Source organism: Pseudomonas putida, assembly GCF_002906855.1.
Lineage (GTDB): Bacteria > Pseudomonadota > Gammaproteobacteria > Pseudomonadales > Pseudomonadaceae > Aquipseudomonas > Aquipseudomonas putida_N.
The window spans coordinates 1,208,961-1,227,362 of sequence record NZ_MINI01000038.1 but is presented as its reverse complement, the minus strand read 5'-3'; the positions used below and the strand labels follow the sequence as shown (position 1 = coordinate 1,227,362).

20 protein-coding genes are annotated in these 18,402 nt (G+C 63.7%); 8 read left to right on the top strand and 12 right to left on the bottom strand.

Annotation, left to right across the window (positions count from 1 at the left end; translation table 11 throughout):
• Nucleotides 1-64: 64 nt before the first annotated feature.
• From BGP85_RS29630 to BGP85_RS18315, 4 genes are all read left to right on the top strand, one after another.
• Nucleotides 65-829, top strand: a complete 765-nt coding sequence (locus tag BGP85_RS29630; RefSeq protein WP_371856889.1) for a methyl-accepting chemotaxis protein — start codon at nt 65-67, stop codon at nt 827-829.
• Between the two features lie 196 nt (nt 830-1,025).
• On the top strand, nt 1,026-2,147 hold the full coding sequence (locus tag BGP85_RS18325) for a glycosyltransferase family 4 protein (protein ID WP_103466503.1): 1,122 nt from the start codon (nt 1,026-1,028) through the stop codon (nt 2,145-2,147).
• On the top strand, nt 2,140-2,904 hold the full coding sequence (locus tag BGP85_RS18320; protein WP_103449307.1) for a DUF2334 domain-containing protein: 765 nt from the start codon (nt 2,140-2,142) through the stop codon (nt 2,902-2,904). The genes BGP85_RS18325 and BGP85_RS18320 overlap by 8 nt, the downstream gene beginning before the upstream one ends.
• Nucleotides 2,901-3,893: a lysylphosphatidylglycerol synthase transmembrane domain-containing protein gene (locus tag BGP85_RS18315; protein WP_103449306.1), complete on the top strand. Its 993-nt coding sequence runs from the start codon at nt 2,901-2,903 to the stop codon at nt 3,891-3,893. Before BGP85_RS18320 ends, BGP85_RS18315 begins: the two co-directional genes overlap by 4 nt.
• A gap of 189 nt (nt 3,894-4,082) precedes the next feature.
• On the opposite strand, the gene purU is transcribed toward BGP85_RS18315, so the two are convergent.
• A complete protein-coding gene (gene purU / locus BGP85_RS18305) occupies nt 4,083-4,934 on the bottom strand; it encodes a formyltetrahydrofolate deformylase (RefSeq protein ID WP_060508491.1) in 852 nt (283 codons plus the stop codon).
• A gap of 297 nt (nt 4,935-5,231) precedes the next feature.
• Between purU and mvaT the strand changes: the two genes are divergently transcribed.
• Entirely contained in the window at nt 5,232-5,609 is a 378-nt protein-coding gene (gene mvaT, locus BGP85_RS18300; RefSeq protein ID WP_027917937.1) for a histone-like nucleoid-structuring protein MvaT, read from the top strand.
• Nucleotides 5,610-5,675: 66 nt separating this feature from the next.
• Here mvaT and sbcB read toward each other — a convergent pair whose 3' ends face one another.
• The 3 genes from sbcB to BGP85_RS18285 all read right to left on the bottom strand — a co-directional run bounded on the left by sbcB (nt 5,676) and on the right by BGP85_RS18285 (nt 8,029).
• Nucleotides 5,676-7,112, bottom strand: a complete 1,437-nt coding sequence (gene sbcB, locus BGP85_RS18295) for an exodeoxyribonuclease I (protein WP_103449304.1) — start codon at nt 7,110-7,112, stop codon at nt 5,676-5,678.
• Between the two features lie 46 nt (nt 7,113-7,158).
• The gene (locus BGP85_RS18290) at nt 7,159-7,518 is read right to left on the bottom strand and encodes a PilZ domain-containing protein (RefSeq protein ID WP_103449303.1); all 360 of its coding nucleotides are present in this window, start codon (nt 7,516-7,518) and stop codon (nt 7,159-7,161) included.
• A 124-nt stretch (nt 7,519-7,642) separates the two neighbouring features.
• Nucleotides 7,643-8,029: a tetratricopeptide repeat protein gene (locus tag BGP85_RS18285; protein ID WP_103449302.1), complete on the bottom strand. Its 387-nt coding sequence runs from the start codon at nt 8,027-8,029 to the stop codon at nt 7,643-7,645.
• Between the two features lie 181 nt (nt 8,030-8,210).
• Here BGP85_RS18285 and pyk point away from each other — a divergent pair, with 181 nt between their 5' ends.
• Nucleotides 8,211-9,665, top strand: a complete 1,455-nt coding sequence (pyk, locus tag BGP85_RS18280) for a pyruvate kinase (RefSeq protein ID WP_103449301.1) — start codon at nt 8,211-8,213, stop codon at nt 9,663-9,665.
• A gap of 157 nt (nt 9,666-9,822) precedes the next feature.
• Here pyk and BGP85_RS18275 read toward each other — a convergent pair whose 3' ends face one another.
• Entirely contained in the window at nt 9,823-10,743 is a 921-nt protein-coding gene (locus tag BGP85_RS18275; protein ID WP_103449300.1) for an iron-sulfur-binding ferredoxin reductase, read from the bottom strand.
• A 250-nt stretch (nt 10,744-10,993) separates the two neighbouring features.
• Here BGP85_RS18275 and BGP85_RS18270 point away from each other — a divergent pair, with 250 nt between their 5' ends.
• A complete protein-coding gene (locus BGP85_RS18270; RefSeq protein ID WP_012274004.1) occupies nt 10,994-12,517 on the top strand; it encodes a fumarate hydratase in 1,524 nt (507 codons plus the stop codon).
• 43 nt (nt 12,518-12,560) lie between these two features.
• Here the strand turns inward: BGP85_RS18270 and BGP85_RS18265 are convergent, their stop codons facing one another.
• Nucleotides 12,561-13,433 (bottom strand): carbon-nitrogen hydrolase family protein, encoded by an 873-nt coding sequence (locus BGP85_RS18265; protein ID WP_103449299.1) that lies wholly within the window; start codon nt 13,431-13,433, stop codon nt 12,561-12,563.
• The gene (locus BGP85_RS18260) at nt 13,430-14,020 is read right to left on the bottom strand and encodes a GNAT family N-acetyltransferase (protein WP_103449298.1); all 591 of its coding nucleotides are present in this window, start codon (nt 14,018-14,020) and stop codon (nt 13,430-13,432) included. Before BGP85_RS18260 ends, BGP85_RS18265 begins: the two co-directional genes overlap by 4 nt.
• Nucleotides 14,021-14,135: 115 nt before the next feature.
• Between BGP85_RS18260 and BGP85_RS18255 the strand changes: the two genes are divergently transcribed.
• Entirely contained in the window at nt 14,136-14,534 is a 399-nt protein-coding gene (locus tag BGP85_RS18255; RefSeq protein ID WP_103449297.1) for a nuclear transport factor 2 family protein, read from the top strand.
• Between the two features lie 44 nt (nt 14,535-14,578).
• Here BGP85_RS18255 and BGP85_RS18250 read toward each other — a convergent pair whose 3' ends face one another.
• Genes BGP85_RS18250 through BGP85_RS18230 form a run of 5 tightly spaced genes read right to left on the bottom strand, consistent with a single transcriptional unit; the run spans nt 14,579 to nt 18,366 of the window.
• Complete coding sequence (locus BGP85_RS18250) at nt 14,579-15,157, bottom strand: DJ-1/PfpI family protein (RefSeq protein ID WP_103449296.1); 579 nt, start codon at nt 15,155-15,157, stop codon at nt 14,579-14,581.
• A 51-nt stretch (nt 15,158-15,208) separates the two neighbouring features.
• Entirely contained in the window at nt 15,209-16,366 is a 1,158-nt protein-coding gene (locus BGP85_RS18245) for a phospholipase D-like domain-containing protein (RefSeq protein ID WP_103449295.1), read from the bottom strand.
• Nucleotide 16,367: 1 nt separating this feature from the next.
• Nucleotides 16,368-16,949 carry a YceI family protein gene (locus BGP85_RS18240; protein ID WP_103449294.1) on the bottom strand — a complete coding sequence of 194 codons (582 nt, stop codon included), beginning with the start codon at nt 16,947-16,949 and terminating at the stop codon, nt 16,368-16,370.
• 44 nt (nt 16,950-16,993) lie between these two features.
• Nucleotides 16,994-17,290 (bottom strand): amidase, encoded by a 297-nt coding sequence (locus BGP85_RS18235; RefSeq protein ID WP_103449293.1) that lies wholly within the window; start codon nt 17,288-17,290, stop codon nt 16,994-16,996.
• Nucleotides 17,287-18,366, bottom strand: coding sequence for a serine hydrolase domain-containing protein (locus BGP85_RS18230; protein WP_103449292.1), 1,080 nt, complete (start codon nt 18,364-18,366; stop codon nt 17,287-17,289). The genes BGP85_RS18235 and BGP85_RS18230 overlap by 4 nt, the downstream gene beginning before the upstream one ends.
• Nucleotides 18,367-18,402 lie beyond the last annotated feature (36 nt).

The window sequence follows — 18,402 nt, the reverse complement described above, 5'->3', positions numbered from 1 at the left end:
GTCGTCGGCGACCGAGCAGGTCAACGAAGTGGCCCTGCGCGTGATCAGCGCCTCGAATTCGTCGATGGCCAATTCCGACGAGCAATCCAACCGCACCAACAGTGTCGCTGCGGCCATCAACGAGCTCGGCGCCGCCGCCCAGGAAATCGCCGGCAATGCCGCCCAGGCTTCGCAGCACGCCAGCTCCGCGCGCCTGCTGGCCGAGGAAGGCCAACAGGTGGTGGAGCGCAACATCGCCGCGATGAACCGCCTGTCCGACCTGATTGTCACCTCGAGCGCGCACATCGAGACGCTCAACAGCAAGACCGTGAACATCGGCCAGATCCTCGAAGTGATCACCAGCATTTCCCAGCAGACCAACCTGCTGGCGCTCAATGCCGCGATCGAAGCGGCCCGCGCCGGCGAGGCCGGGCGTGGTTTTGCCGTGGTCGCCGACGAGGTCCGCAACCTGGCGCATCGCACCCAGGAGTCGGCGCAGCAGGTGCAGACCATGATCGAAGAGCTGCAGGTAGGAGCCCGCGAGTCGGTCGACACCATGGGCCAGAGCCAGCGCCACAGCCAGGACAGCATGCAGATCGCCAACCAGGCCGGCGAACGCCTGGACAGCGTGACCGTGCGCATCGGCGAGATCGACGGCATGAACCAGTCGGTGGCCACCGCCACCGAAGAGCAGACCGCCGTGGTCGACTCGATCAACATGGACATCAACGAGATCAACATGCTCAACCAGGAAGGTGTCGAGAACCTGCAGGCTACCTTGCGCGCCTGCTCGGACTTGGAGCAGCAGGCCACCCGCCTCAAGCACCTGGTCGGCAGCTTCCGCATCTGACCGTCAGACCGCGTCGCCTGCTTCGCGCCTGAAGCCGCTTCTACAGGATTGTGGAAATCCCTGTGGGAGCAGCTTCAGCCGCGCAGAATCCAGCACTGCCCTCCCACCCAACCCGATCGAACAAACTATCCTTCAGAAAGGTCAACCTTTAGGCGCGTCATCGCCAGATGACACACCCGAAGACGATCCCGGAGGGATGCTGATCGTGCACATCGCCGACATCACCATGTTCTACGCCCCGGCCAGCGGCGGCGTGCGGACTTACCTCGACGCCAAACACCATCGCCTCGACGCGCTTCCAGGCGTGCGCCACAGCCTCCTGATCCCCGGCCCCAGCGCCAGCCATGCCGATGGCATCTACCAGGTCCCCGCACCGCCCCTGCCGTTCGGCAAAGGCTACCGTTTCCCGGTGCGCCTGGCACCGTGGTGCAACGTGCTGCGCCGCCTCAAGCCCGACCTGATCGAAGTCGGCGACCCCTATCTCACGGCCTGGGCGGCGCTGGAAGCCCGGCGCAAGCTCGACGTGCCGGTGATCGGCTTCTACCACTCCGACCTGCCGCTGCTGGTGAGCAATCGCATGGGCAACTGGTTCACGCCCAATGTCGAGGCCTATGTCAGCAAGTTGTATGGCAATTTCGACCGGGTACTGGCGCCCAGCCTGGTGATGGCCGACAAGCTGCGCCGCCTGGGTGTACGTGACGTGCATGTGCAGCGCCTGGGTGTCGACCTGCAGACCTTCCATCCTGACCATCGCGACCCGCATCTGCGCGCCCAGCTGGGCATTGCCGATACCAGCCGCCTGCTTATCTATGCCGGGCGCGGTTCACGGGAAAAGAACTTGCCGGTGCTGCTCGAATGCATGAAACACCTCGGGCAGCCCTATCACCTGTTGCTGGTTGGTTCCAACATGCCAGCCAGCGTGCCCGAGAACGTCAGCGTCATCGACCAGTTCCGCCCGCCGCAGGAAGTCGCCCGCCTGATGGCCAGCGCCGACCTGCTGGTGCACGCCGGCGATCAGGAAACCTTCGGCCTGGTCATCCTCGAAGCCATGGCCAGCGCCACCCCAGTGGTCGCGGTACGCGCCGGGGCCTTCGGCGAGATCGTCAACGAACATTGCGGGCGCCTGTGCCGGGCAAACGATGGCCAGGCCATGGCCCTGGCCGTACGCGAAGCGTTCGAAGCAGGAGTGCGCAAGCTCGGCGCCCAGGCCCGCCTGCATGTGGAGCAGCACTATTCGTGGGACAACGTGGTGGCTGGCCTGCTGCTGCACTACCAGGCCGTACTCGGCCACCGACCCCAGGTACGCGCCCATGGCTGAGCCCGCAGGGGTCTCGGGCAGCCTGATGCTGGTGCTGCACGATATCGCGCCCGAAACCTGGCCTGACTACCAGCCGTTCGTGCAGGCCGTGGACGAAATGGGCAATGTGCCGATGACCTGGCTGGTGGTGCCAGACTTTCATCACCGCAACCCGCTGACCCGCTCACCAACCTTCTGCCGCCTGCTCGAGCGACGCCTGACCCGGGGTGACGAACTGGCGTTGCACGGCTTCTACCATGCCGACGACGGACCCACGCCGCGCAGCCTCGGCGAATACTTCATGCGGCGTATCTACACCCACGAAGGCGAGTTCTATGCCCTTGACCAGGCGCAAGCCCTGCAGCGCCTGGAACAAGGCCTGGCCCTGTTCGCCGGGCAAGGCTGGCCGGTGGCCGGTTTCGTCGCTCCGGGGTGGTTGATGAGCCAAGGCACCCGGCAGGCCCTGAGCCAACTGCCGCTGCGCTACACCAGCACGCCCCAGCACCTGTATCGCTTGCCGGACTTCACCGCATTCGAGGCGCCGGGGCTGGTATGGAGCGCACGCAGCGCGTGGCGCCGGGGGCTGTCGAGGGTGGTCTGCGACTGGCAGTGCCGGCACTGGCGCACAGCTGAAACCCTGCGTCTTGGCTTGCACCCGGTAGACATGCGTCACCGCTCGGCGCGCAACTACTGGTTGCGCACCCTCGACAACCTGCTACTGCAAGGCCGTGAGCCGCTGACCAAGTCGGCCTGGCTGGAGCGCCAGGTGATCGCATGAACCGCTTCGGCTGGCTGGCCCTGACACTGGCTGGCGCCTTGCTGGTGCCGGCGCTGCTCGGCGGCAACGAACTGCTGCCCAGGCTGGCGACATTCGACACCAGGCTGTTGCTGAGCCTGCTCGGCATGATTCTGCTGTGCTGGGTGATCAATACCATGCGCCTGCGCCTGCTGCTCGGCGAGCAGGCGACACAGCTTGGCCGTGTGCGCAGCCTCGGCGTGGTGATGGCCACCGAGTTCGCGATCTGTACCACGCCTGGCGGCAGCGGCGGCCCGATCACCCTCATGGCCCTGCTCGCCCGTGACCGCATCGGCCCGGCCCGCAGTGGTGCGGTATTTGCCATGGATCAGTTGAACGACCTGCTGTTCTTCTTCTGCGCGATGCTGGCGATTGCCGGTTATGCCCTATTCCACAGCCTGGGGCGCAGCCAACAAAGCATGTTGTTGGGCAGCGCTTTGCTGCTGTGCGCTGCCCTGACCATGATCGTGGTACTGCTGCGTTATCGCCGGGCTGTGATGCGCTTCAACGGGCGACTGCTGCAACGCCTGGGCATGCCCGGCAAGCGCAAACGCCGCTGGGCCCGCAAGGTGCTGCATTTCATCGACGCCCTGGCAGAGACCTGGCAGCTGCCCAAACGCACCCTGGCGTTGGTGTTCACCCTCACCTGCATGCACTGGAGCCTGCGCTACAGCGTGTTGTACCTGGTCCTGCAGGGCCTGGGGGTGGAGCTGTCGTGGATCCCGAGCTTCCTGGTGCAGATGCTGTCACTCAGCGCCGGGCAATTCAGCCTGCTGCCAGGTGGCGCCGGTGCCGCCGAGCTTACTTCGGCCAGCCTGCTGACGCCGCTGGTGGGCAGTTCGACAGCCGCAGCGGCGATCGTCATCTGGCGGGCGATCACTTACTACTTTTATCTGCTGGCGGGCGGGCCGGTGTTTGTCTGCTTGCTGGCGCGTCCGTTGCTGGAGCGCTGGCGGGGTCAGGCGGGTTGAGTTGGCGCCACAATTCGGCGGCATCGGGGAAGTCGGTGCCGTCGTCATCGCTCAGGGCTTCTGGGTCGTAGCGGGCCAGGCAGCCTTCGCCGAGGGTGGGGGGAATTGAGGCTGTGGGTTTGTTGCGCGAGATTGCCATCATGGTCTCCGCAAAAGCATTGGGGCCGCAATGCAGCCCCCGCAGCGGTATCAGTCGAATACCACGGTCTTGTTGCCGTGCACCAGCACGCGGTCTTCCAGGTGATAGCGCAGGCCGCGGGCCAGCACCATCTTCTCGACGTCACGGCCGAAGCGGACCATGTCTTCGATGCTGTCGGCGTGGCTCACACGCACCACGTCCTGCTCGATGATCGGGCCGGCATCCAGCTCTTCGGTCACGTAGTGGCAGGTCGCACCGATCAGCTTCACGCCACGCAGGGCGGCCTGGTGATACGGCTTGGCGCCAACGAACGACGGCAGGAAGCTGTGGTGGATGTTGATGACCTTTTCGGCATAGTCCTGGCACAGTTGCGGCGGCAGGATCTGCATGTAACGCGCCAGCACCACCACGTCAGCCGCATGCTCCTGGACCAGGCGCGACACTTCGGCAAAGGCCGGGGCCTTGTCCTTGGGGTCGACCGGCACGTGGAAGAACGGAATGCCGTGCCATTCGACCATGCTGCGCAGGTCGTTGTGGTTGGAAATCACACACGGGATATCGCAATCCAGTTCATCGGTGTGCCAGCGGTGCAGCAGGTCGGCCAGGCAGTGCGATTCGCGGCTGGCCATCAGCACCACGCGCTTCTTCTGTGCCGAGTCGGTGATACGCCAGGTCATGGAGAACTCTTCGGCTATCGGCGCGAAGGCCTCGCGGAACGCCTCGATACCGAATGGCAGCGATTCGGCGCGGATTTCATGGCGCATGAAGAACCAACCGCTCTGCTCATCGGAGTGGTGGCTGGCTTCGTTGATCCAGCCATTGTACAAGGCCAGGAAATTACTGACTTTCGCCACGATGCCAACACGGTCGGGGCAGGCGATCACCAGACGATAGGTGCGCATGAATTAAGACTCCAGAACTTCGCAAAGGCGCTCATTCTAGCGGCCCGACCAAAAAAACGCAGTAATCATTGCGCCCGCCGCCAGCGCCATGCCCGGCAAGGCAGGGCGAAAAGCGCGCTACTACAGCCTGATGACAATCACGACCAACTGCAGGGCCATATGTAAATTTTTCTTAATCTTGAGATATTTTGTCACAGGGCTACTAACAGTTAAGTGCCGAATAATATGTTTACTTGAGAGTATCGCCTGTCTATTATTGCCTCACACATTTCTGAACACGCATTAAAGGAACACTCCATGTCCCTGATCAACGAGTACCGCGCTACCGAAGAAGCCATCAAGGAACTTCAGGCCCGCCTGGCCAACCTGTCGCAGGATGACAAGCTGAAGAAAGAACTGGAGTTCGAAGGCAAACTGCGCACCCTGATGGGCGAGTACTCCAAGTCGCTGCGAGACGTCATCGCCCTGCTCGACCCAGAGTCGAAACTGAGCAAAGCCCCACGCGGTGCAGCGAAACCAGTTGCTACCAAGCGTGCGCGTAAGGTCAAGCAATACAAGAACCCGCACAACGGTGAAGTGATCGAAACCAAAGGCGGCAACCACAAGACCCTGAAAGAATGGAAAGCCAAATGGGGTGGTGACGTGGTTGAAAGCTGGGCGACCCTGCTGGACTGATTGGCCACAGCAACGCTTTGTATATACAAACAAGAACGCCGGCATGATGCCGGCGTTTTTGCTCATTCAAAGGCTGATTGCAAACTGCTCTCGCAAGTTGCTGGCATGCACTTGCCAGGCGTCCAGCACTCGCCGCCCGGCCTCGTCGGCGTTGGCCCAGGCGCTCAGCCTGGCCTGCTCGAAATCACCCAGCGTGTTCGGTGCGCCCCAATGCGGGTCGCTCAAGCGCTGCTGGCAGAAACCATACCAGCGCTGGCGCTCTTCATTGTTCAACGTCTCGGGGAAGTTACGGGCGCGGTAGCGGAACAATAACTCCGGCAGGCGCGCATCATCGAACATCCAGTGGCCATGCCCTAATTGCGCAGGGTCCAGCGTGCGAACTTGCTCGCACAGGCGGCGGTCACGGTCACCGATGAATCCGTCATACAACTGCTGTTCCGGGTCTTCAACCGCAGCAAAGTCCTCCTTGCCGTAGATAGGCTCAAGCTTGTCCTGCCATTCAGCCTGTTGATTAGCCAACTGTTCAGCGCGTGATTGCATCAGTGCCAGATCGATGCCCAATCGCTGCTGATCGGCAGGGCGCAATACCGAAAGCGGAGCGACTACCGGGCAGCGATTGATCTGCACCAACTTGAGCGGAACCGGTAATTGTCCTTCAGTTAATTCCTCATGCCGCGTGTACAAACGCTCGCGCAGTACCTCGGCACTTTCCCTTATTAACGGTAGGGTTTCCTGATGCAGGTCGCACACAATCAGCGCATTGCGATTACGCGGGTGCCAGGCCAATGGCAGGACCACCCCCAGATAATTACGCGCAGCAGAAAAGCGCCCGGATATATGTACCAGAGGCTGCAATAGACGGATCTGCTCCATCACTTTGTGCTTGCTGCGCAACTGGAACAGCCACTCGTACAACTTGGGTTGTTGCTGCCTTATCAGGCGGGCCAGGGCAATCGTGGCCCGTACGTCGGAAAGCGCTTCATGGGCATGCCCGTGGTCGATGCCATTGGCTTGGCTGAGCAATTCCAGACGCAGGCTGGTACGCCCGTCCTGTTGCGGCCAGACGATGCCCTCCGGACGCAGGGCGTAGGCAGTGCGCACCACGTCGATCAGGTCCCAGCGGCTGTTGCCGCCCTGCCACTCGCGGGCATAAGGGTCGAAGAAGTTGCGGTACAAGCTGTAGCGGGTCACTTCATCGTCGAAGCGCAGGGTGTTGTAGCCGGCGGCGCATGTGCCAGGGCGCGCCAGCTGTGCGTGGACCCGGGTCATGAACTCGGCTTCGCACAGGCCCTGATTGGCGAGCTGCTCGGGGGTGATGCCAGTGACCAGGCAGGCGGCCGGGTGCGGCAGAATATCGTCCGAAGGGCGGCAATAGAGGTTGATCGGCTCTTCGATCTCGTTGAGCTCAAGGTCGGTGCGCACACCAGCGACCTGCAACGGCCGGTCGCAGCGTGGGTTGATGCCAGTGGTTTCGTAGTCGTGCCAGAAGATGCTGGAAGTCACGGGGTCGTCCTGTTTCGAGGTCGACCCGATTTTAGCGGAGACAGGCTCAGGCGGAAGCGTTGGCGGGGCGGAAACTGAAATAGTCGCGCAGCGAGCGGACGAATTCATCGTATTCGCGCGGTGCCTGCAGCAGCATGAAACCGGAGTCGTAGTGGCCCGGGGTCTGGTCCTCGCGGCACCACAGGCAACTGGCGGTCAGGTTGATGAACTGAAATCCGCCACCGGCCAGCGGAATGCGCAATTGCAACTCGAAGTCCGGCCCGACCAGCACAGGCAGCGAGCTGATCAGCATGATCCCGTCTTCGGAGGCATTGCCCAGCTGACCGATCGGCTGATCGGTAAAGCGGTTATAGACCTTCAGCACACAAGGCAACTGATGGCGTTGAATATGGCGCTGGATGAACATGATCGCGAGTGCAGTCCCGTACCTGATGCCAGGAATGCAAGGTACTGGCGGTTGTTGTAACAGCTGAGTTACAGATTAGCGCAGCGCGCCAATCAAATCCCGTGAAATTAATGACACCTTGGTGTTAACGCCAAGTAGGGGTATTGACCGGGTTGGCCACCGCCGCCTCTGCACCACGGTAGTGCCCGAGCTTCTGCAGGGTCTCCAGGCGCGCCTTGGCCCGGTAGGCGTATTCATTGCCCGGATACTGCTGGATCAGGTACTCGTAGGTCTGCGCCGCATCGACATAAAGCATGTCACGCTCCAGACACTGGCCACGCAGCAGCGACACTTCCGGGTGGACGAACGGCCGCGCACGGCTGGTGCGGTCGACCTGCGACAACTCCAGCATGACTTTCGAGCAATCGCCCCGGTCATAGGCGCGGTAGGCGTTGTTCAGGTGGTGGTCCATGGACCAGCGGGTGCAGCCGACGGTGCTGGCCGCCAGGGCGATTATGATCAGGGCGCGCATGGGGTATCTCCTTTGATGCCTGTTTATCGGCCATTGCCGGCGAATCTTCACAGCCATTTGCAAGGATACTCCCGCCCGTTCAAATGCCACCCTGCGTTGGTCGCAGGTAGTGCAACGGAACAATGACTACAGCGCAATTGAGGAGTAGCCTTTCGCTGCGCTTCACTATAGGAGTCTGTGCATGAGCATCCGCCGTACCAAAATCGTCGCCACCCTTGGCCCCGCCAGCAACTCGCCGGAAGTGATCGAACAGCTGATCCTCGCCGGCCTGGACGTGGCACGCCTGAACTTCTCCCACGGCACTCCGGACGAGCACAAGGCGCGCGCCCGCCTGATCCGTGACATCGCCGCCAAGAACGGCCGCCATGTCGCACTGCTGGGCGACCTGCAGGGTCCGAAGATCCGCATCGCCAAGTTCGCCAACAAGCGCATCGAATTGAAGATCGGTGACAAGTTCACCTTCTCTACCGCCCACCCGCTGACCGAAGGCAACCAGGACATCGTCGGTATCGACTATCCCGACCTGGTCAAGGACTGCGGCGTTGGTGACGAACTGCTGCTCGACGACGGCCGTGTGGTCATGCGCGTCGAGACTGCCACCGCAGACGCCCTGCACTGCGTGGTGATCATCGGTGGCCCGCTGTCGGACCACAAAGGCATCAACCGCAAAGGTGGCGGCCTGACCGCGCCGGCCTTGACCGAAAAAGACAAGGCCGACATCAAGCTCGCCGCGGAAATGGACCTGGACTACCTGGCCGTCTCCTTCCCGCGTGACGCCAGCGACATGGAATACGCCCGCAAGCTGCGTGACGAAGCCGGCGGCAGCGCCTGGCTGGTGGCCAAGATCGAGCGCGCCGAGGCCGTTGCCGATGACGAAACCCTCGACAAGCTGATCCTCGCTTCTGATGCCGTGATGGTTGCCCGTGGCGACCTGGGCGTGGAAATCGGCGACGCCGAGCTGATCGCCATCCAGAAGAAGATCATCCAGCACGCCCGCCGCAACAACAAGGCGGTGATCGTCGCGACCCAGATGATGGAGTCGATGATCCAGAACCCGATGCCGACCCGTGCCGAAGTGTCCGACGTGGCCAACGCCGTGCTGGACAACACCGACGCGGTGATGCTGTCGGCCGAGAGCGCTGCCGGCTCTTACCCGATCGAAGCCGTACAGGCCATGGCCCGCATCTGCTCCGGTGCCGAAAAGCACCCGACCAGCCAGAGGTCCAGCCACCGCCTGCACACCACCTTCGAGCGTTGCGACGAAAGCATCGCCCTGGCGGCCATGTACACCGCCAACCACTTCCCGGGCGTGAAGGCGATCATCGCCCTGACCGAAAGTGGCTACACCCCGCTGATCATGTCGCGCCTGCGTTCGCACGTGCCGATCTTCGCACTCTCGCCGCACCGCGCCACCCAGGCCCGCGCCAACATGTTCCGCGGCGTCTACCCGATCGCCTTCGACCCGGCCTCGCTGCCGGCCGACAAGGTCAGCCAGGCAGCCGTCGACGAGCTGCTCAAGCGCGGCCTGGTGGAGCAAGGTGACTGGGTAATCCTGACCAAGGGTGACAGCTACCACACCATCGGTGGCACCAACGGCATGAAGATCCTGCACGTCGGTGATCCGCTGGTCGGCTGATGCCTTCCGGGGGCCGCTTTGCGGCCCATTCGCGGGGCAAGTCGGATCGCCGCACCGCTGCTCCTACAGGTACAGCGCAGGCCTTGAAGCTTGCACAGTCCCTGTAGGAGCGGCGGTGCGGCGATCCGACTTGCCCCGCGAAGAGGCCGGACCTGCCTCAGGCATGTTCGACAAACACATCAGCAAACACCTGCCCCCGCGGCACCCCGGCAATGAACAGCCGCCGGGCAAACCGCTCGACACTCCCCGGCGCCCCGCACACCAGCGCCACCGTCTGCCGCGATGACGGCCGCAACCCCGCCAGCGCTTCCTCCATCTGCTCCGCCAGCACCAGCTCGACCTTCACACCCTGCAATTGCATCAACAGCTCAGCCTGATAGTGCCCAGCGCAGTCCCGCGCCACATGCACCACTCGAATCTCCCCTTGATGCCCCTGGCGCAGCGCTTCGCGCAAGATGCCCCACAACGGCGCAAGGCCCGTGCCCGCTGCCAGCAACCAGAGCGGACGCGCCTGCCAGTCCGGGTCGTAGTGCAACGCCCCGCCCCTGAACTCACCCAGGCGCAACTCATCACCCGCCTTCAGCCCACGGGCCTTGTCGCAAAAGGCACCAGCTCGTTGGCAATCGATATGAAATTCGAGGAAATCATCTTCCCCCGGCAGGCTGGCCAGAGAGTAAGGCCGAGCAACAGCGCCCAACCACAACACCACATGCTGCCCCGCCTGATAACGCAACGCCCGTTGCGGTCGCAGCCGTAAGCGCAGCACATCGCCAAACCAGTCCACCGCGCAGACCTGCGCCGGCACGCCATCCTGTTGCGGGTCGAACACCGCCACGTGCAGGTCCTCGACCACCCGGCACTGGCAAGCCAGGCGCCAGCCCAAGGCATGCCTGTCCAGCGCCAGGGCCTCGGGCAGGGCGTCCACCGGCTGCCCTTGCAGGCAATGCACCAGGCAGGCATGGCAACTGCCGGCGCGGCAGCTGTAGGGCACGTTGAGCCCGGCCTCGTTCAAGGCATCTAGTAGGTTGCTGCCGGTCGGCACCGTCCAGCGACGCGCGCCCACGCAAAGTTCGGGCATGGTATGTCTGTCTCCATCGATCACCGGGTCACTGTATGCCAAGCGCGCATTGGCAGCAAAAAGGATGCCTGGCACCTGCCGACCATGGTCCAGACCACGCGCAGGTGTTTCGCGCGGTGAGGCGCGCTATACTGCCGCGCCCTTTTGCGTCGGCCAGCCTGCCGGCGCGCCTTGCAAGGCGCTTCGACACGCTGGTCGGCACCGTCGAGCGTCTTTTTGAATGTTCCCGTCTTTAAGAGGAGCGCGCTGCATGACCGTGATCAAGCAAGACGACCTGATTCAGAGCGTCGCCGACGCCCTGCAATTCATCTCGTACTACCACCCCGTCGATTTCATCCAGGCGATGCACGAGGCCTACCTGCGCGAAGAGTCGCCTGCGGCACGCGACTCCATCGCCCAGATCCTGATCAACTCGCGCATGTGCGCCACCGGCCATCGCCCGATCTGCCAGGACACCGGTATCGTCACCGTGTTCGTGCGCGTGGGCATGGACGTGCGCTGGGACGGCGCCACCCTGAGCGTCGACGACATGATCAACGAAGGTGTGCGTCGCGCCTACAACCTGCCTGAAAACGTCCTGCGCGCCTCGATCCTGGCCGACCCGGCCGGTGCCCGCAAGAATACCAAGGACAACACCCCGGCCGTCATCCACTACTCCATCGTCCCTGGCGACAAGGTCGAGGTCGACGTTGCAGCCAAAGGCGGCGGCTCGGAGAACAAGTCGAAGATGGCCATGCTCAACCCGTCCGACTCGATCGTCGACTGGGTGCTCAAGACCGTCCCGACCATGGGCGCTGGCTGGTGCCCGCCTGGCATGCTCGGCATCGGCATCGGCGGTACCGCCGAGAAGGCCGCGGTGATGGCCAAGGAAGTGTTGATGGAGTCCATCGACATCCACGAACTGAAAGCCCGCGGCCCGCAGAACCGCCTGGAAGAAATCCGCCTGGAGCTGTTCGAGAAGGTCAACCAGCTGGGCATCGGCGCCCAGGGCCTGGGCGGCCTGACCACCGTGCTCGACGTCAAGATCATGGACTACCCGACCCACGCAGCTTCGCTGCCGGTCTGCATGATCCCCAACTGCGCCGCCACCCGCCACGCCCACTTCGTGCTCGACGGCTCCGGCCCTGCCGAGCTGGAAGCGCCGTCGCTGGACGCCTACCCGGAAATCGTCTGGGAAGCAGGCCCAAGCGCCCGCCGCGTCAACCTCGACGACATTACCCCTGAGGAAGTCGCCAGCTGGAAACCGGGCGAGACCATCCTGCTCAATGGCAAGATGCTCACCGGCCGCGACGCCGCGCACAAGCGCATGGTCGAGATGCTCAACCGCGGTGAAGAACTGCCGGTGGACCTGAAAGGTCGCTTCATCTACTACGTCGGCCCGGTCGACCCGGTCGGTGACGAAGTGGTAGGCCCAGCCGGCCCGACCACTGCCACCCGCATGGACAAGTTCACCCGCCAGATCCTCGAGCAGACCGGCCTGCTGGGCATGATCGGCAAGTCCGAGCGCGGCCCTACCGCGATCGAAGCGATCAAGGACAACAAGGCCGTGTACCTGATGGCCGTGGGTGGCGCTGCCTACCTGGTGGCCCAGGCCATCCGCAAATCGAAGGTCCTGGCCTTCGCCGAGCTGGGCATGGAAGCGATCTACGAGTTCGAGGTCAAGGACATGCCGGTGACCGTCGCTGTCGACAGCAACGGTGAGTCGGTGCACATCACTGGCCCTGCCCTGTGGCAGAGCAAGATTGCTCAGAGCCTGGCAGTCGAAGTGAAGTAATCCCGATGTAACGGTGGCGCCTGCTTCACGGGCGCCGCCGCTCTCACAGAAGTCTCTCGAACTGCTCCGGCCAGTCCCTGCGGGTAAACACCTGCCCTTCCCGCCTCACCCGCCGCACTTCCTGAAGATCCACCTGGCACACCAGCCACTGGCTGCTCTGCGGGCTCAACGCCCCACTCAACGCAACCACCCCGTCCCCCGGCATCCCATGATCCGGCGGAACGAACAGCCCAGCCCGGCCGATGTTCTCATCCAGTGCCGGCGACCAGGGCGCCAGCCCCACCGTCGGGCTCTGCAACACGGCTATCTGGTTTTCCAGCGCCCGTGCCTGTGCACCAATGCGCACCCGGTGGTAACCCGCCTCGGTGTCGGTACAGCTCGGCGCCAGAATCAGGTCGGCACCACCCTCGGCCAGGCGCCGCGCCAGCATCGGGAACTCGTTGTCATAACAGATCAGGATGCCCAGGCGCCCAAGATCGGTATCGAACACCTGCAGCCCCTCACCGGCAACAATGCCCCACTGCTCCCGCTCGAAGCGGGTCATCATCAGTTTGTCCTGATAGCCAAGCACACCCTTGGGGCCAAACAGCCAGGCACGGTTGCGGTACTGCCCATCAAGGTCGAGCACCGGCAGGCTGCCCGGTTGCAGGTAGATACCCCAGCGCCGGGCAATCCCTTCGCACAGCACCAGCCACGGCTCGATCAGCGGCTGGATGCCGGCGATCGAAGCCTTGAGGTCACCACGCTGCTCGGCCGGCAACTGGCCGCTAAGCACCAGCCCGGCGTATTCCGGCAACAGCAGCAACTGGGCGCCCGCCTCTGCTGCCTCGGCGCACAAGGCCTGCAGATGGTCGGCATAGGCATCCCAGGTTTCATGCAGTTCGATGGCGTACTGGCAGGCCGCGAGGCGGATCAAATCGGCAGCTCCTTGGTCCAGAACGACATGATCTTTTCCGAGCTTTCCTGCTCGTCCAGGTCGCGCCAAGCGTAGCGGGTGCGCAGGGAGGGGTCATGCAGGAAGCCGCGATTGCGCCAGAACCCGTGCAGCGGCTTGTAGTCCGCAGGCCGGCGCGGGTGCACACCGGGGCGCTCGACGGCACAGAATGCGCAGAAGTCGAATTCGGCCAGTTTGTGGGCATAGGACTCGCGCTCGATGAAGAAACGCACGCCCAAGCCACGGCCACGGTACTCCGGCAGTACCAGCGACTCACCGAAGTAGTAGACGTTGGCCGGGTCGCGCCCCTGAGTCAGGAACGGCTGCTGGAACTGCGGGGCCACATCCACCAGCGGCAGGCCGGTGGAGGCACCCACCACCTGGCCATCGTCCAGGGCCAGCACCACCAGGCTGCGCCCGGAACGGGTGTAGCTGGCCAGGTATTCGGCCTCGTACTCCGGGGTGCCGTCGTAGAGGTAGGGGAACTCGCGGAACACGGTCAGGCGCAGGCGAGCGAGGTCATCGATGTAAGGCGCGATAGCGGCGCCGTGCAACAGGCGTATTTCCATGCTTGGCGGTCGTTTTGTCGATGTGGATGACGCGCTCGGCTAAGCCGGGCTTGAGGGGAAACCCTATCATCCGAGCCAACGCACAGCCTTTTCCCTACACGACAGGTACTGTTCCATGACCGCTACCGAACTGGTAAATGCTTACTACGCCGCCTTCAATGCCGGCGACATGCCGGCCTTCCTGGCACTGCTCAGCGAAGACGTGATCCACGACATCAACCAGGGCGAGCGGCAGATGGGCAAAGCCAGATTCGCCGCGTTCATGGACAAGATGAACCGCTGCTACCGCGAGCGCCTGGCCGACATCGTGGTAATGCAGAACGCCGACGGCAGCCGGGCGGCGGCAGAATTCACCGTGCATGGCAAATATCTGGCCGACGACGAAGGGTTGCCGGCAGCCAAAGGCCAGACCTACGTGCTGCCGGCGGGGGCCTTCTTCTACATTCACTGCGGCAAGATTGCCCGGGTGACCAACTACTACAACCTCAACGACTGGGTCGAGCAGGTTGAGTAAACCTGTTTCGGCCTGTTCGCGGGTGAACCCGCGAACAGGCCCGGTCAGGCGATACGGGTCCCCAGCACCTTGAGGAAAGCCGCCAGCCACGCCGGGTGCGCCGGCCAGGCGGGTGCGGTCACCAGGTTGCCATCGACATGCGCTTGGTCCACCGCAATATCGATGAACGTGCCTCCGGCTAGGCGCACTTCCGGCGCACAAGCCGGATACGCACTGCACTCGCGCCCTTCCAGTACACCCGCTGCCGCCAGTAACTGCGCGCCATGGCACACCGCCGCAATCGGCTTGCCGGCCAGGTCGAACGCCCGCACCAGTTCCAGCACCTTCTCATCCAGACGCAGGTACTCCGGCGCGCGGCCACCGGGAATCAGCAACGCGTCGTAACCCTCGGCCCGCACCCGCACAAAATCGTAGTTCAGGGCAAAATTGTGCCCAGGCTTTTCGCTGTAGGTCTGCTCGCCTTCGAAATCATGAATCGCCGTGCGCACAGTCTGCCCCGCGACCTTCTCCGGGCATACCGCATGCACCGTGTGCCCGACCATGCTCAGCGCCTGGAACGGCACCATGGCCTCGTAATCTTCGACATAGTCGCCAACCAGCATGAGAATCTTCTTCGCCGTCATCGCACCCACTCCTTCGATTGCCAAGGGACAGTCACTGCACGATAGCCGTTCTCAGTCGCGCCGGTCGAGCAGGTTGACCACCAACCGGTCCAGCCATCCCCACACGCGCTGCTTCACCCGACGCCACAGCGGCCGCGCATGCCAATGTTCGAGATCGACCACTTCGCTCAAGGCAAAGTCACGCTCGAAGCTGGCCTGCACGGCAGCCGTCAACGGCGGGTCGAGGGCCTCGATGTTGGCCTCCAGGTTAAAGCGCAGGTTCCAGTGATCGAAGTTGCACGAACCGACACTGACCCAGTCGTCGATCAGCACCATCTTCAAGTGCAGGAAGCACGGCTGGTACTCGTAGATGCGCACCCCGGCACGCAGCAATCGGGGGTAATAGCGGTGCCCGGCATAGCGTACCGAAGGGTGGTCGGTGCGTGGCCCGGTCAACAGCAATCGCACGTCGACGCCTTTGCTGGCGGCACGGCGTAACGACCGGCGCACGCTCCAGGTCGGCAGGAAGTATGGCGTGGCCAGCCACACCCGCTGTTTGCCACTGTTGATCGCCCGTACCAGCGAATGCAGGATGTCCTGGTGCTGACGGGCGTCGGCATAGGCCACCCGGCCCATACCCTGGCCTTGCACCGGCACCTTGGGCAGGCGCGGCAGGCCAAAGCCCTCGGCCGGGCGCCAGGCGGTGCGGCGGTTGTTGGCTTGCCACTGGCGGTCGAACAGCAACTGCCAGTCGTTCACCACTGGCCCTTGCATCTGCACCATCACTTCGTGCCAGGCGCTGGTCGCCTCACCTGGCGTCCAGAACTCGTCGGTGACGCCCGTGCCACCCACCACCGCCCAGCGTTCGTCCACCAGCAACAGCTTGCGATGGTCGCGGTACAGGTTGCGAAAACCACGCTTCCAGCGCAGGCGGTTGTACCAGCGCAAGTACACCCCGGCCTCCTGCAGGCGCTGGCGCAACGCCGCGGTAAAGGCCAATGAGCCATAGTCATCGAACAGGCAACGCACCCGCACGCCGCGGCGTGCCACCTGCTCCAGTGCCTCTACCACCGCCTCGGCACACGCACCGGCCTCTACCAGGTACAGTTCGAGGTCGACCTGGAGCTCAGCGCGCAGGATCGCCTGGAGCATGCGCGGAAAGAACTCGGGGCCGTCGATCAGCAGTTCGAACTCATTGCCACCCCGCCAGGGGAAGACCGGCCCCGGCATGTCAGCGGGCGTTGAAGATCAGTACCGCATTGACCGGTACCGACGGATTGATGGATTTCAGCTTGGCGAACTTGCGTAGGCTTTCCAGCCCTGGCAACAGGCCAAAATCCGAAGCCCGTAGCACCAGCGGTTCGAGGGTCACCACCTGGAAGCGCCGCTCATCCAGGCGGGTGGCCAGCAGCAGCGCGTTGTAACTGTGCGATTGGCCATGCAGGGTGACGGTCAGCGGCAGGCGCAGTTCAATTTGCGCACCATCGGCCAGGTCGTTGATCGGTCGCAAGTCGATCTGCGCCTTCACGCTCGCCTCGGCAAAGCGCTCCACCTCGAACAGGTTGTCGCGCATCTGCTCGTCACGCAGCGGGATGCCGCTGCTCACCGAGTCCATCTCGATGCTCAACGCAGCCGCGCCCTTGCGGTCGACGCTGCCATGCAACACCAGAAAACGATGCACCTCGGTGGTATCGCCGTTCTTGCCGGTGACGAAAGAAAGGCGTGAAGACTCGCCATCGAGGTGCCAGTTGGCATGGGCAGGCAGGCACAAAGCCAGCAGCAAGGCAGGTAGAAAACGGGGCAGCTTGAACATGACTGGTCTCGTGAAACTTGACCGCCAACCTTACCCGCCCGCCCTCATGGCAGCAAGCGGCAGCCGGCCAGCGCACCCTGCCAGGCCGCCTGGTTGCGCTGGCCGAGGCCCTCTGCGCTGACCCGCCGTTGCGGGCCGTCTTCCTCCAGCCGGCTCAGGGGCAACCATTGCTTCACATAGCCCCGGCAATAGGCCTCGTCGAAGCCCATGACGAAGCGGCACGAACAGTACTCCTTGGCCGAATAGGCCGACAGGATGCCGGGGAAGTCCGCCAGCGCCTGGCGCTCCAGCCAGGCCCAGCCGAGCAAGGCGACGATCACCAGCAACAGCACGCGCTTCATGCGCCCTCCTTGGCCAGCGCCGCCAGCACCCGCTTGAGCAGTTCGTTGTGGCGGTAGCTGCCATCGCGGTCATCGGCATAGCGCACGATCAGCAGTTTCTGCGACGGCACGATATACAGCGCCTGGCCCCAGTGGCCGAGCGCGGCGTAGGTATCGGCCGGGGCGTCGGGCCACGGTTTCGGGCTACCTGGCAATGGCAGGTTGAGCCACCAGTGACCGCCCGGGTTGGCTTCGCCGGGCATCGCGACGGCCTGGCTAAAGGGTGTGCGGTTGAAGGCAACCCAGCTCGGCGGCAGCAGCTGGCGACCTTGCCAGCGGCCATCGCGTTGCATCAGCAAGCCGATGCGCGCCAAGTCGCGGGCACTGAGGTAGAGGTAGGAAGAGCCAACGAACGTACCTGCACCGTCACGCTCCCAAACTGCGCTGTCGATACCCAGCGGGGTGAACAGTGCCTGCCAGGGATAGTCGGCATAGGTGCCGGCATCGAGCATGCCGCGCAAGGCGGCTGCCAACACGTTGCTGTCGCCGCTGGAGTAGAGAAAGCGCTGGCCGGGCTTTTCGGCGCCGGCGCGGGCTGCGGTATAGGCCGCCATGTCGTCGCGCCCACGGGTATAGAGCATGGCCACGACGGAGGACTTCAACGGTGCGTACTCGTAGTCTTCCTGCCAGTCCAGGCCGCTGGCCCAGTGCAGCAGGTCGGCCAGGTGCACGTCAGGATGAGCCTGCATCGGCGGGTAAAAACGTGCAACCGGGTCCTGCAGCTGGAAACGGCCCTCACCCTGGGCGACGCCTAGCACTGTGGCCAGTACGCTCTTGCTGACCGACCAGGTCAGGTGGGCGGTATTGGCGGTGGTGGGGGCGCTGTAACGTTCGTGGAGGATGCGACCGTCACGGATGATCAGCAGGGCGTGGGTGCGGTTGCCGCTGCGTTCGTCGGCGTTGCGCTCCGGGAAGGCGTAGGCGTCGACGGCCTGCCAGTCGAGGGCGGTGTTGTCGATTGGCCAGTCCGGTTCGGGCCAGACTTCGGCCCAGGCCGGGCACACAGCTAATGCCAGGATCAGAAGCAGTGCTTTCATCGTCATCGCCTGCGGGGGCTGCTTCGCAGCCCCGGG